Below are 13,387 nucleotides of genomic sequence, written 5' to 3' on the forward strand. Positions count from 1 at the left end.
ATTCAAGGACACCATCATGAGCCTCGGCAGCTTTATCAAGAAGCAGTTTATCGACGTACTGCAGTGGAACGAAGAGACGGAAGGCGTGCTGGCCTGGCGTTTTCCCATGCAGGATTTCGAAATCCAGAACGGCGCCATCCTGAATGTGCGCGAATCGCAGGTCGCCGTCTTCGTCAACGAAGGCAAGATCGCCGACGTCTTCGGCCCCGGCACGCACAAGCTGACGACGCAAACTTTACCGTTGCTGACCAACTTGAAAAACTGGGACAAGCTATTCGATTCGCCCTTCAAGTCCGACGTGTATTACTTCAGTACCCGCGTGCAGACGGGCCGCAAGTGGGGCACGCCGCAGCCGATCACCATCCGCGACAAGGATTTCGACATGATCCGCGTGCGCGCCTTCGGCATGTACTCGTACCGCATCGCCGACGCCCGCACCTTCTTCACCGAGATCAGCGGCACGCGCGAAGTCTATACGCGCGACGAGGTGGAAGATCAATTGCGCGGCATTTTGATGTCGAGCATGGCCAGCTCGCTGGGCGGCGCGAATGTCCCCTTCCTCGACATGGCGGCCAACCAGGCGCTGATGGCGCAAGAGGTCAAGGATGGCCTGGCGCAGGCCTTCGCCCGCTATGGCGTGGGCCTCGATGAATTCAACGTGGCCAGCATCAGCTTGCCCGAGGAATTGCAGGCGGCGCTCGACGAGCGCATTTCCGCCGGCATGAAGGGTGGCCTGGGCGCCGACAAGATGAGCGGCTATACGAAATTCCAGGTCGCCAACGCGATCCCGCTGGCGGCGCAGAACGAAGGCGGCATGGCCGGCATCGGCGCGGGCCTCGGCGCAGGGCTGTCGATCGGCCAGGTGATGGCGCAAAGCATGGGCGGAGCGCTACAGCAGCCGGCACCTGCCCCGGCCGCACCGCCTGCGGCGCCACCGGCTCCCGTGGAAGAACCGATCGAGGCGCGCCTGGAAAAGCTCAAAGGCTTGCTCGACAAGGGCCTCATTTCGCCGGCCGACTACGACGGCGCCAAGGCTGAACTGCTGAAAAAACTGATCGGCTAAGCGCGACTGCATGCAAACTGTTTCCTGTCCCAGCTGCGGCGCGGAAGTTCGTTTCCGCTCGCACGCTTCCGTGCTCGCCGTGTGCGAGTACTGCAATAGCACCATCCTCAAGGACGCCGACTCCGTCAGGGACGTGGGCAAGATGTCGGCCGTCTTGGAAGACTATACACCGATCCAGATCGGCACGGCCGGCGTGCACGACGGTATCCACTTCACGGTCGTCGGACGCATCCAGCAGCGCTACAGCGCCGGCACGTGGAACGAGTGGTATCTGCTGTTCGACGACGCCAGCACGGCCTGGCTGGGCGACTCGTCCGGCCTGTACACGCTGACGCGTGAGCGCAGCACGCAAGACGCCCTGCCCGTCTTTGGCGAGCTGGCGCCGGGCAAGCGCTATACGCTCTGCGGCGAGCAGTACACGGCGGCCGAGATCCGCAATGCCGAATGCATCGCAGGCCAGGGTGAATTGCCGTTCAAGGTAGGCGCGGGCTGGCGCATCCAGGTGGCAGACTTCCGCAACTACGCCAGCTTTATCACGCTCGATTACACGGATGGCCCACAACCGGTCGTCTACCAGGGTGTCGCCGTCACGCTGGATGGCTTGCAGTGCCAGCTGCTGCGCGATGACGATGCCATTGCCAAAAGCGCCGGCAAGTACCGCGGCAAGCTCGATGCGCTTGACTGCCCGTCCTGTGGCAGCGGCATCAACTACGTGCCCGGCGCGGCGGCGCAGCTGGTGTGTCCCGCCTGCCACGCGCAGCTCGACGCCAGCGGCCCGGAAGCGCAAGTGCTGGCCATCGGCAAGCAGGTGCACGACAACGCCGACATCACGCTGGAGCTGGGCGCCAGCGCGAAGATCAGCAATGTCGATTTCACGGTCATCGGCATGATGCGCCGCGCCGACGACGAGGGCAGTGAATGGAACGAATACCTGTTGTACAACGCGCGCGCCGGCTTCTTCTGGCTGGTGGAGACGGACGACGGCTGGTCGCGCTCCAACGTGCTGCCGAACTGGCCCAACTGGACGTCATTGGACGCCGATACCTGCACGCTCGATGGCGCCAGCTACCGCAAACTGTATGACTACGGCTCGCAGGTGGTGTATGCGGCGGGCGCCTTCAACTGGAAGGTGGCCGTCGGCGACAGCACGCGCGTCCATGAATTCGAACAGGGGCAGACCAAGCTGGCGGCGGAAATCACCAGCGAAGAAATGACGTGGTCGCGCTCCGTACCCGTCGCCTATGACCAGATGGCCGCCTGGTTCGGCGCCGCCTTCCATGGCGGCACCAAAGTGCAGAATATCCAGCTGAGCCACCGCGGCATCGCCAAGGTCTTCATCATCATCGTGCTGGTCTTGAATGCGATCCCGATGTTTGTCTCGTTCTCCAGCACCTTGATGTGGAGTTTGCTGGGCTGCCTGGCGCTGTTCCTGCCCGCCGTTTTCCTCGACAAGAATGCAAAGAATCCTCCATGAGTAAATACGTGATCTATGCCTTGATGGTGACCTTCAGTGTCACGGCCGCCAATTGGGTGCGCATGTTCAAGGTAGCCGGCAGCGGCAGCAGCGGCAGCTGGAGTTCGCGCACGGGCAGCGGCGGCGGCAGCTATGGCGGCGGCTCCAGCGGCGGCAGCCACAAGTAAGCATGGCAGCCACACCGCATCTGCCTCTGGGCACCCATTTGCTGGCCGACCTGTCGGGCATCGCGCCGGAACGCCTGCGCGACGGCGCCGTGCTCGAGCGCCTGCTGCGCGGCGCGGCCGTCACGGCCGGCGCGCAGGTGCTGCACAGCCATTTCCACAGCTTTGGCGCCGGCCAGGGCGTCACCGGCGTGGTGCTGCTGGCCGAATCGCACATTTCCATCCACACCTGGCCGGAATGCAGCTTTGCCGCCGTCGATATCTTCATGTGCGGCGCGGCGCGGCCGCAACTGGCGCTGGACGTCATCAAGGAAGCGCTGCAGGCGGCGCACTGCCAGCTGCAGTCCGTGCGGCGCGCCCCGCCCGGGTAGGCCTGGCGTCACTGGTGGATCACGAGGGGATCGCTTACACTGTCGGCTCATCCTCCAACCGTGACTCCCATGCGCCGTTCCGCCCTGTCCCTGCTGCCACTGTTACTGCTCGTCACCGCCTGCGATGACTACACGGCACCGAGCCTGTACCAGGCCACCACGCCCGAGTGCAAGACGTGGACGGAGGGCTCGCGTTTCGAGCTGCCGCGCGGTATCAGCGTGTATGCCACGCCACCCGTCACCTTGAAGGAAGGCGGCACGGAGCTGGCGCTGATCTTTACCTTGCCCATCGGTACGCAAGCCAGTTTTACGCGCCTGTCCTTCCTGCTGGAGGAACCGCACAAGCAGCCGTTCGCCGAGGCGAAAGTGCTGACCATCTACCAGCGCGGCATGAACCGGAAAGCGGAAATCGTCGACGTCATCGAAAAACTGCCCATCATGTTTGCCGCCGTCGGCAATAGCAAGGAAACCCAGTGGCGGCTGCGCCTGCAACTGCCACGCCAGCTACCGCAGCGCTTTGATTTGTCGATGCCCGACATGCTCGTCGCCGGCAAGCGCTACCCGGTGCGCACGTTTACCTACCGCTATTTCCCCGAGCGCAGCGCCTACGGTATGTGCAGCTAAGGTTGACGGCGGCGCACGCCGCTGGCACACTGGCGTTTTACATCACACAACAGGAGTAGACAACATGCGCCATTCGGATACTGCCGTGCTGTCGGCTGCCTGATCACTGTTTTTCCCCGCTAAGCCCCTTAGCTCGCAATTCCCCATACGCGTGATCGCGTAGCCGACGTCCCCTTCTTTCGTGCCAGTCATGGCGACTGGCGGTGCCTGCACGCGCAGGCTTCACGTCCGTACGCGGACGACAGAATTTGGAATCACGCTACCATGATCGCATTCGATTTTGCGCAACTACGTCTTATCGGGCTGCAGCAGGCCATCGCCGGCGCAGCCACCCAACTCGACGTATCTTCCCCCACCGCGCAGCTGATGCGCGTAAGCGCCGTCCACCGCGACAGCATCGGCGTGCACGACGGCATCAAGGAACACCCGGCACGCATCCTGCCGCGCTTGCTGCAGGCGCAGGACAACGTGCTCACGGTCGGCGACTGGATCGCTGCCGAACACGATCTTCACGGCGCGCTGTGGATAACGGCACACTTATCCCCAGTCACGCAGATCGCGCGGCGCGGCAATGACGGCCGTCGCCAGGTACTCGCCAGCAATGTCGACACGGCCCTGCTGGTGATGGGGCTGGACCAGGACTTCAACCCGCGCCGCCTGGAACGCTATCTGGCCATCGTGCTGGCGGCCCAGGTCAACCCCGTGGTGGTGCTCAGCAAGGCCGACGTGGCCGACGACGTGCCGGGCAAACTGGCGCAGTTCAAACACCGTCTGCCGTCCCACGTGCCGCTGTTTGCCATCGATACGCGCCATGTGTATGACGTAGCCATCCTGGAACCCTGGCTGGACGCCGGCCAGACCCTGGTGCTGCTCGGTTCATCGGGCGCCGGCAAATCCAGCCTGACCAATACCCTGTGCGCGACGCAGCAGGCAAGCAACGGCGTGCGCCATGGCGATGGACGCGGCCGGCATACGACGACGGCGCGTTCCTTGCACCTGTGCTCCAGCGGCGCCTGCATCATCGACACGCCGGGCTTGCGCAGCTGGCGCGCGGATGCCGATGCGGACACCCTGGCGGCCACGTTTGATGACATCGCGGAACTGGCATCCACTTGCCAGTTCCGCGATTGCCGGCACACGAGCGAGCCCGGTTGCGCCGTGCGCGGCGCCGTCGATACGGACCGCTTGCGCAATTATCACAAGCTGCTGCGCGACGCCCGCCGTAGCGAGGAATCGCCGCTCGAGCGCATTAGCGCGCGCGCCAAGTGGAAGACGATATTGAAGGCGGGGCTGGAAAGGGGAAAAGACAAGCGCCGTTAACTTTTACTGAAATTAGTTTTACTAAAGTTAGTTTTGCTGAAAAAAAAGGCAGCCCGCAGGCTGCCTTTTTTACTACTGCGTGCGAGCAAATTAATGCTTGCGCAGCTTCTGGATCGCTGCCAGTTGCGCAATCGCGCTGGCCAGCTCGGCTTGCGCTTGCGCGTAGTCGATGCCCGAATCCTTGTTGTGGATATTTTCTTCCGCCAACTTCTTCGCTTCCAGCGCTTTCGCTTCATCCAGGTCGTGACCGCGGATCGCGGTATCGGCCAGGACGGTCACGGTGTCCGGTTGCACTTCCAGCAGACCGCCAGCAACGAAGACGAATTCTTCTTCAGCCTGGCCGACTACCTTGATGCGGACCGCGCCCGGACGGATGCGGGTAATCAAAGGCGTGTGGCGTGGGTAGATACCCAGCTCGCCCTGTTCACCCGGCAACGCGACGAATTCTGCTTCGCCTGAAAAAATCAGTTCTTCAGCGGAAACCACGTCAACGTGAATTGTGTGTGCCATGTGTGTCCTATCGGGTTGAAGAACCCCGCCTGGTAAGAGGCGGGGTTAGGCCCAGACTTAACTTAGTTAAGTTTCTTGGCTTTTTCGATTGCTTCTTCGATCGTGCCGACCATGTAGAACGCTTGTTCCGGCAGGTGATCGAGTTCGCCCGAAGCGATCATTTTGAAGCCCTTGATCGTGTCTTTGAGCGAAACGTATTTACCAGGCGCGCCGGTAAAGACTTCAGCGACGTGGAAAGGCTGCGACAGGAAACGTTGCATCTTACGTGCACGGGCAACCAGCAGTTTGTCTTCCGGTGCCAGCTCGTCCATACCCAGAATCGCGATAATGTCGCGCAATTCCTTGTAGCGTTGCAGGGTCGTTTGCACGGCACGCGCGGTGTCATAGTGCTCTTGACCAACGATCAACGGATCGAGCTGACGCGAGGTCGAATCGAGTGGGTCCACGGCTGGGTAGATACCCAGGGAAGCGATGTCACGCGACAGCGCAACGGTCGAATCCAAGTGAGCAAACGTGGTAGCAGGCGATGGATCGGTGTAATCATCGGCAGGAACGTAGACGGCCTGGATCGAGGTGATCGAACCGGTCTTGGTCGAGGTGATACGCTCTTGCAGACGGCCCATTTCTTCAGCCAGGGTTGGTTGGTAACCCACAGCCGACGGCATACGGCCCAGCAGTGCCGATACTTCGGTACCAGCCAGCGTAAAGCGGTAGATGTTGTCGACGAAGAACAGAACGTCCTTGCCTTCATCACGGAACGATTCAGCGATCGTCAGGCCGGTCAGCGCGACGCGCAGACGGTTACCTGGCGGTTCATTCATCTGACCGTAGACCATCGCTACTTTGGAGTTCTCCGGGTTTTCCAGATCGACCACTTTCGCGTCAGCCATCTCGTGGTAGAAGTCGTTACCTTCACGCGTACGCTCACCGACACCGGCGAACACGGACACGCCGCTGTGCGCTTTGGCGATGTTGTTAATCAATTCCATCATGTTGACGGTCTTGCCCACGCCAGCGCCGCCGAACAGACCAACTTTACCGCCTTTTGCAAACGGGCACACCAGGTCGATCACCTTGATGCCGGTTTCCAGCAGTTCTTGCGATGGCGACAGTTCGTCGTATGCAGGAGCCGTGCGGTGGATCGACGCGACTTGCTCGTGCGACACTGGGCCGCATTCGTCAATCGGGTTACCCAGCACGTCCATGATACGACCCAGGGTTGCTTTACCGACTGGCACCATGATAGGTTTGCCGGTGTTCTGGATCATCATGCCGCGACGCAAGCCATCGGACGTGCCGAGTGCAATGGTACGCACAATGCCGTCACCCAACTGCTGTTGTACTTCCAGGGTCAGTTCCGAGCCTGCCATCTTCAAGGCATCAAATACCTTAGGCATCGCGTTGCGGGGAAACTCAACGTCCACCACAGCGCCGATACACTGAACGATTTTGCCATCAGCCATGTTCGTTCCTTCAATATAGTTAAATTCGTTTAAACCGCAGCCGCACCGGCGACGATTTCGGAGAGTTCTTTGGTAATCGCAGCTTGGCGGGTCTTGTTGTAGATCAGCTTCAGTTCGCCGATCACACTACCCGCGTTGTCGCTTGCAGCTTTCATCGCGACCATCCGTGCCGATTGCTCGGACGCCAGATTCTCCGCGACTGCCTGGTACACCAGCGCTTCTACATAGCGCTCCAGCAATTCGTCGATCACGCTTTGCGCATCCGGCTCGTAGATATAATCCCACGTGTGGGCGCCCTTGTCGGCGACCATCTTGTCGGCCGTCAGGGGCAGCAATTGCTCCACGACTGGTTCCTGTTTCATCGTGTTGATGAATTTGGTGTAGCACAGGTACACTGCATCGATCTTGCCTGCCTGGAACTCTTCGAGCATGACCTTGACGGGTCCGATCAATTTGTCCAGATGGGGCGTATCACCGGTTTGAATGGCGTGCGCGATGATCTTGACGCCGATGCGATTCAAAAAACCCAAACCCTTGTTACCGATGGCAACTGCTTCAATCCGGTTGCCAGCTGCTTCCAGCTCGCGCGACTTCGACGTCACCTGGCGCAGGATGTTGGTGTTCATGCCGCCGCACAGACCCTTGTCGGTCGTGACAACGATGAAACCCACTGCCTTCGCTTGCGTACCCTGGGCAGCTGCCAGGAACGGGTGCGTGTATTCCGGATTGGCGGTCGCCAGATTGGCGGCGATATTGCGAATCTTGTCACTATAGGGACGGGCGGCCCGCATCCGGTCTTGCGCCTTGCGCATTTTGGACGCGGCGACCATTTCCATCGCCTTGGTGATCTTCTTCGTATTCTCTACGCTCTTGATCTTGCCTCGTATCTCTTTGCTTGATGCCATGAGTCCTTACTCCTTCTGCGCGTAGGGCGGCGCCTCACTCGAGGTGGGCGCCGCCTGGCCGCTTAATATGCGCCGGATTTCTTGAAATCAGCAATGGCCGCCGACAGAGTTGCTTCGCTGTCTTTGTCGAGTTGCTTGGTTTCTTCGATCTTGGCCAGCAGAGCAGCTTGCTTGGTCTTCATGTAAGCGTGGACACCAGCTTCGAACGACAGCACTTGCTTGACTGGCACGTCGTCCATGAAGCCTTTGTTCACCGAGAACAGCGATACGGCCATCAGCGAGATCGACAGTGGCGAGTACTGGGCTTGCTTGAGCAATTCCGTGACGCGGGCACCACGGTCCAGCTGCTTGCGGGTCGACTCATCCAGGTCGGATGCGAACTGCGCAAACGCGGCCAATTCACGGTACTGCGCCAAGTCGGTACGGATACCGCCGGACAGGTTTTTGATGACCTTGGTCTGGGCGGCGCCACCGACGCGCGATACGGAAATACCGGCGTTAATTGCAGGACGGATACCAGCGTTGAACAGCGAGGTTTCCAGGAAGATCTGACCGTCGGTAATCGAAATCACGTTGGTTGGAACGAATGCGGACACGTCGCCAGCTTGCGTTTCAATGATCGGCAGAGCCGTCAGGGAACCGGTCTTGCCTTTGACGGCGCCGTCGGTGAACTTCTCGACGTAGTCGGCGTTCACGCGTGCTGCGCGTTCCAGCAGGCGGCTGTGCAGGTAGAACACGTCGCCTGGGTACGCTTCGCGACCTGGTGGACGGCGCAGCAGCAGCGAGATTTGACGGTATGCAACAGCTTGTTTGGACAGATCATCGTAGACGATCAGTGCATCTTCGCCGCGGTCACGGAAGTATTCGCCCATGGCGCAACCGGAGTACGGCGAGATGTATTGCATGGCGGCCGATTCCGAAGCGGAAGCGGCGACAACGATGGTGTATTCCATCGCGCCGTGCTGTTCCAGCGAGCGCACGATGTTCTTGATCGACGAGGCTTTTTGGCCAATCGCGACGTAGATACATTTCATGCCCTGGCCTTTTTGATTGATGATCGCATCAATCGCCACAGCCGACTTGCCGGTTTGACGGTCGCCGATGATCAGTTCGCGCTGGCCGCGGCCAACTGGAACCATCGCATCGATCGACTTCAGGCCGGTTTGCATTGGTTGCGAAACGGACTCACGGGCGATCACGCCCGGAGCGATTTTTTCAATCGCGGCCGTCAGTTTCGTGTCGATGGCGCCTTTGCCGTCGATTGGCTGACCCAGCGCGTTGACAACGCGGCCGAGCAGCTCAGGACCAATTGGCACTTCCAGAATGCGGCCGGTACATTTCACCGTATCGCCTTCGGAGATGTGCTCGTAGGCACCCAGAATCACGGAACCGACGGAGTCGCGTTCCAGATTCATTGCCAGGCCAAACGTGTTGCCTGGGAATTCCAGCATCTCGCCTTGCATCACGTCCGACAAACCGTGGATGCGGCAGATACCGTCGGCGACGGAAATAACCGTGCCTTGATTACGCACTTCAGCGCCGCCATCAAGACCTTGGATCCGGCTCTTGATCAACTCGCTGATTTCAGATGGGTTGAGTTGCATACTAACTCCTAAAAGTGTTTCTCTCAGCTTGCGCGAGGGGTAAGGGTCTGTCTTAGCTGGCCTGCCGAAGCGCGTGTCTTACGACACCAATGCAGCGTGCAGTTGCTGCAGCTTGGCGCGCACCGAGGTATCGAGCACTTGGTCGCCAACAACCACGCGCACGCCGCCGAGCAGCGATGGATCCACTGTGACGGCAGGGTTGAGCTTACGACTGAATTTCTTTTCCAGCGTTGCGACCAGCTCGGCCGTTTGGCCTTCGCTCAGATCGAAAGCGCTCGTGATCTCGGCGTCAGCCGCACCTTCCAGACCGTTTTTCAAGGTATGGAATTGCGCGCCGATTTCCGGCAGCAGGCTGATGCGGCCATTTTCGATCAACAACGTGACGAAGTTTTTCACTTCTTCATTGAGCGGCGATTTCAACAACGACAGGATGGTGGCGGCGACGTCGCTTTCCGAAACTTTCGGATTGCGCGCGTACGCCTGTACCTCGGGGTGGCTACCGATCTGTGCCAGTTCGGACACCAGTTCGGACCACGCCGCGAGGTTGCTTGACTCCTTACCAGCTTGGGCTACGCGGAACAAAGCTTCCGCGTAGGGACGGGCGACGGTTGCGAGTTCTGCCATGATTACAGCTCGACAGCAAGACGCTGCAACATTTCGGCGTGAGCCGTAGCGTTGACTTCACGCTTCAAGATCTGCTCGGCACCCTTGACAGCCAGGTCAGCCACCTGAGCGCGCAATTGTTCGCGTGCTTTCGACAGTTGCTGTTCGGCGTCCGACTGGGCTTGCGCGATGATACGCGCAGCTTCAGCTTGTGCATTTTGCTTGATCTCTTCAGCAACCAGCTGCGCGCGCTTTTCAGCGTCCGCAACGCGTTGCGACGCTTCTTCACGTGCACTGTTCAATGCCTCTTGCGCACGCTTTTCAGCGACAGCCATCGAAGCTTGACCTTGATCGGCCGCAGCCAATCCATCCGCGATTCGTTTGGCACGCTCATCCAGCGCATTGTTCAGCGCTGGAAATACGAACTTCATCGAGAACCAGACCAACACCGCGAAGGTGATCATCTGGCCGATGAGCGACATATTGATGTCCATACCTTTGCTCCTAACTAAAAGTTTCTCCTAGGGTTGGAGCGAATTACTGAGCAACAGCCGTCAGAGCGGACAGGAACGGGTTAGCGAACGTGTACAGCAGAGCAACACCAACGCCGATCATCGAGATGGCATCCAGCAGACCAGCGATAACGAACAGCTTGGTTTGCAGTTGTGGCATCAGTTCTGGTTGACGTGCCGAAGCTTCCAGGAATTTGCCACCCAAGATAGCGAAGCCCAGAGCGGTGCCGATTGCGGCCAGGCCGATGATGATTGCTGCTGCCAGAACGGTCATGCTTTGTACTTGTGCGATCAGAGCTTGCATAAAATTCTCCTAAATTTAAAAACGAAAGATACTAAAAAAACAAAATATAAAGTTGCTGATTAATGTTTCTCAACCGCAAGGCTCAGATACACAACCGTCAACGCCATAAACACAAAAGCTTGCAAAGTTACAATCAAGATATGGAAAATTGCCCATGGACCACCCAACGCCCACTGTGCCCACCAAGGCAACAACGCGATCAAGATGAAAATCAGTTCGCCGGCATACATATTGCCGAACAGTCGCAGCGACAGGGAGATCAGTTTTGCAACCAACTCAACCATTTGCAGCAAGAAATTGACAGGTGCCAGGGCGATCGTGGCGATCAAGCCATTTGCATGGAACGGTGCCGTGAACAGTTCCTTGATCCAGCCGCCCAGGCCCTTGGCCTTGATCGAGAAGGCGATCACGCACAGCACCACCGACAGCGACATGGCGAAGGTATGGTTCACGTCGGCGGTCGGCACGGCGCGCAGTTTATGCACGCCAAACCAGCTCAGGATCTTCGGCAACAGGTCAACCGGCAGGAAGTCCATCGCGTTGAGCAGCCAGACCCAGACAAAAATTGTGATGGCCAGCGGTGCGATGACCTTGCTTTTCGCGTGGAAGGCCCCATTAATAGTGTCATTGACGATTTCCATGACCATTTCGACGAAGTTTTGCAACTTGCCAGGGACACCAGCCGTCGCGCGGCGCGACGCCATATAGAAAACAGCCAGGAAAACAAAGCCCAGAATGGCCGAAATCCAGAAAGTATCCAGATTGATCATGCCGTCGGCACTTTTCAGGTGGGCCAGATGGTGACTGATGTATTCTGTAGCGTTGGCCGGGGCAGCATGGCCCGCTTCAATAGCGTGTTCTGTGGTCATAATGAATTTAGATTTGTCGTTTCAGAGCACAACAGGCCCCAAAACCAATGATTAAACAGCGAGCAATGAAAACCAGTATGCTAAGGTTGCCACCGCGAAACCCAAGATCAGCCATAACCAGGCGGCCGACTGAAACAACACCAGTGCCAATATAAACAGCACCGCTGTGATAAATATTTTCATCACTTCTGCGCGCAAATGCGCCCGGAATGCCTTATTGGCGTCGCTAGAACCGCGAACGACCAGCAGGGCATACACCAGGCTACCGATGACCGCGATAGCACCGCCGTATGCGGCGGACCAGCCTCTGACACTGCCACCGAAAAACAGGGTGACTGTGGCAAAGCTGATAGCGATTGCTAACTGCAATGCAACTACTTTGTAGACGGGCTTGGCAATACTTTGTTGTGAATCACTCAATTGCCAGGTTCCCAGAAAAATCTACACACGCAAAGACACGGGATTATAGTTGGCTTTGATCTATAGAGTCAAACGTTGCTGCACCGCAGCAGGGCGATTGCGGCGTGAAACTGACGCTTTACCGACTATTCGCCGCCATTTGCACCACTATATGGCAAAGTCGCTTGTCTGGCCGCTTCCAGCCGTGTTATCAAGGAATCACGTGGTGCATCTGGAAAGCATGGCCGGATTGTCCACACCCACGCTCCTCATGTCTTTGCAGCTTGCTATTTAACCACGCAAGCGGGTCAACAAGCCATCGAGCACGTCAAGATCGGCAAAATCGATCACCAACTGGCCACGGCCTTTGTTGCCCATTTTGAACACCACGGGCGTGGCCAGCGCATCGGACAACTCTTCTTCCAGGCGGGCGATGTCGCCAGACTTTTCCTTTTGCCGCGGCTCGACGGGGTTGGCCGCTTCCTCGGCCGTGCGCGTGACCAGCTTTTCCGTTTCACGCACCGACAGGCGCTTGGCCACCACCTGGTTGGCCAGCGTGATCTGGCTGGCCGCATCGACCGCCAGCAAGGCGCGCGCATGGCCCATGTCGATATCACCGGCCATCAGCATGGTCTGCACGGGACTGGCCAGATTCATCAGGCGGAGCAGGTTCGACACGGCGCTGCGCGAACGTCCCAGCGCCGTGGCCGCTTGCTCATGCGTAAAATTGAAGTCGGCGATCAGGCGGTGGATGCCCTGCGCTTCTTCCAGCGGGTTCAAGTCTTCGCGCTGGATGTTCTCGATCAGCGCCATGGCGGCGGCGGCCAGGTCGTCCACATCGCGCACCAGCACCGGCACTTCCGTCAGGCCGGCCAGTTGCGAGGCGCGGAAACGGCGTTCACCGGCGATGATTTCATATTTAACAAGTCCGCTCAGGGTGTCTTGCCCGATCGGGCGCACCAGGATCGGCTGCATCAGTCCTTGCGCCTTGATCGAAGCGGCCAGTTCATTCAAGGCCCCTTCGTCCATGCGCGTGCGCGGCTGGTATTTGCCGGCTTGCATTTGCGACACAGGCAAGTTCGACGGTTGATGCGTGTCCGGATTGGCGAAGTCGCCGCCGCCGCCCAACAGGGCGTCGAGTCCGCGACCCAGTCCTTTTAATTTTTTCGTAGCCATGCTGTCCTAATCGTGTTTTCAGAGTA

The 13,387-nt window shown here is 58.9% G+C and carries 16 protein-coding genes; 6 read left to right on the forward strand and 10 right to left on the reverse strand.

Annotated features, from left to right (window positions below):
* Positions 1 to 16: 16 nt before the first annotated feature.
* From ACQ4WP_RS01265 to rsgA, 6 genes are all read left to right on the forward strand, one after another.
* Positions 17 to 1,063, forward strand: coding sequence for an SPFH domain-containing protein (locus tag ACQ4WP_RS01265; RefSeq protein WP_436518306.1), 1,047 nt, complete (start codon positions 17 to 19; stop codon positions 1,061 to 1,063).
* A 10-nt stretch (positions 1,064 to 1,073) separates the two neighbouring features.
* The gene (locus ACQ4WP_RS01270; RefSeq protein ID WP_436518307.1) at positions 1,074 to 2,537 is read left to right on the forward strand and encodes a DUF4178 domain-containing protein; all 1,464 of its coding nucleotides are present in this window, start codon (positions 1,074 to 1,076) and stop codon (positions 2,535 to 2,537) included.
* A complete protein-coding gene (locus ACQ4WP_RS01275; RefSeq protein WP_436518308.1) occupies positions 2,534 to 2,704 on the forward strand; it encodes a hypothetical protein in 171 nt (56 codons plus the stop codon). The genes ACQ4WP_RS01270 and ACQ4WP_RS01275 overlap by 4 nt, the downstream gene beginning before the upstream one ends.
* Before the next feature lie 2 nt (positions 2,705 to 2,706).
* The gene (speD, locus tag ACQ4WP_RS01280; protein ID WP_436518309.1) at positions 2,707 to 3,072 is read left to right on the forward strand and encodes an adenosylmethionine decarboxylase; all 366 of its coding nucleotides are present in this window, start codon (positions 2,707 to 2,709) and stop codon (positions 3,070 to 3,072) included.
* 69 nt (positions 3,073 to 3,141) lie between these two features.
* Complete coding sequence (locus tag ACQ4WP_RS01285; protein ID WP_436518310.1) at positions 3,142 to 3,696, forward strand: hypothetical protein; 555 nt, start codon at positions 3,142 to 3,144, stop codon at positions 3,694 to 3,696.
* A 264-nt stretch (positions 3,697 to 3,960) separates the two neighbouring features.
* Positions 3,961 to 5,016: a ribosome small subunit-dependent GTPase A gene (gene rsgA, locus ACQ4WP_RS01290; RefSeq protein WP_436518311.1), complete on the forward strand. Its 1,056-nt coding sequence runs from the start codon at positions 3,961 to 3,963 to the stop codon at positions 5,014 to 5,016.
* 90 nt (positions 5,017 to 5,106) lie between these two features.
* Here the strand turns inward: rsgA and ACQ4WP_RS01295 are convergent, their stop codons facing one another.
* The 10 genes from ACQ4WP_RS01295 to ACQ4WP_RS01340 all read right to left on the reverse strand — a co-directional run bounded on the left by ACQ4WP_RS01295 (position 5,107) and on the right by ACQ4WP_RS01340 (position 13,361).
* Positions 5,107 to 5,526: a F0F1 ATP synthase subunit epsilon gene (locus ACQ4WP_RS01295; protein ID WP_065307860.1), complete on the reverse strand. Its 420-nt coding sequence runs from the start codon at positions 5,524 to 5,526 to the stop codon at positions 5,107 to 5,109.
* A gap of 62 nt (positions 5,527 to 5,588) precedes the next feature.
* Positions 5,589 to 6,989, reverse strand: coding sequence for a F0F1 ATP synthase subunit beta (atpD, locus tag ACQ4WP_RS01300; RefSeq protein WP_071080005.1), 1,401 nt, complete (start codon positions 6,987 to 6,989; stop codon positions 5,589 to 5,591).
* A gap of 29 nt (positions 6,990 to 7,018) precedes the next feature.
* Positions 7,019 to 7,894, reverse strand: a complete 876-nt coding sequence (atpG, locus tag ACQ4WP_RS01305; RefSeq protein ID WP_101483363.1) for a F0F1 ATP synthase subunit gamma — start codon at positions 7,892 to 7,894, stop codon at positions 7,019 to 7,021.
* Between the two features lie 62 nt (positions 7,895 to 7,956).
* Positions 7,957 to 9,498 (reverse strand): F0F1 ATP synthase subunit alpha, encoded by a 1,542-nt coding sequence (gene atpA, locus ACQ4WP_RS01310; protein ID WP_071080007.1) that lies wholly within the window; start codon positions 9,496 to 9,498, stop codon positions 7,957 to 7,959.
* A gap of 78 nt (positions 9,499 to 9,576) precedes the next feature.
* On the reverse strand, positions 9,577 to 10,122 hold the full coding sequence (locus ACQ4WP_RS01315; RefSeq protein WP_010393786.1) for a F0F1 ATP synthase subunit delta: 546 nt from the start codon (positions 10,120 to 10,122) through the stop codon (positions 9,577 to 9,579).
* Between the two features lie 2 nt (positions 10,123 to 10,124).
* The gene (locus tag ACQ4WP_RS01320) at positions 10,125 to 10,595 is read right to left on the reverse strand and encodes a F0F1 ATP synthase subunit B (RefSeq protein ID WP_034752697.1); all 471 of its coding nucleotides are present in this window, start codon (positions 10,593 to 10,595) and stop codon (positions 10,125 to 10,127) included.
* A 43-nt stretch (positions 10,596 to 10,638) separates the two neighbouring features.
* Positions 10,639 to 10,917, reverse strand: a complete 279-nt coding sequence (gene atpE / locus ACQ4WP_RS01325; protein WP_034752695.1) for a F0F1 ATP synthase subunit C — start codon at positions 10,915 to 10,917, stop codon at positions 10,639 to 10,641.
* Between the two features lie 59 nt (positions 10,918 to 10,976).
* Entirely contained in the window at positions 10,977 to 11,786 is an 810-nt protein-coding gene (atpB, locus tag ACQ4WP_RS01330) for a F0F1 ATP synthase subunit A (RefSeq protein WP_436518312.1), read from the reverse strand.
* A 51-nt stretch (positions 11,787 to 11,837) separates the two neighbouring features.
* Positions 11,838 to 12,206: an ATP synthase subunit I gene (locus ACQ4WP_RS01335; protein WP_289950426.1), complete on the reverse strand. Its 369-nt coding sequence runs from the start codon at positions 12,204 to 12,206 to the stop codon at positions 11,838 to 11,840.
* 270 nt (positions 12,207 to 12,476) lie between these two features.
* Positions 12,477 to 13,361, reverse strand: a complete 885-nt coding sequence (locus ACQ4WP_RS01340) for a ParB/RepB/Spo0J family partition protein (protein WP_436518313.1) — start codon at positions 13,359 to 13,361, stop codon at positions 12,477 to 12,479.
* Between the last annotated feature and the right edge of the window lie 26 nt (positions 13,362 to 13,387).

This window comes from Janthinobacterium lyxosi, from assembly GCF_051380665.1.
Classification (GTDB): domain Bacteria; phylum Pseudomonadota; class Gammaproteobacteria; order Burkholderiales; family Burkholderiaceae_D; genus Janthinobacterium.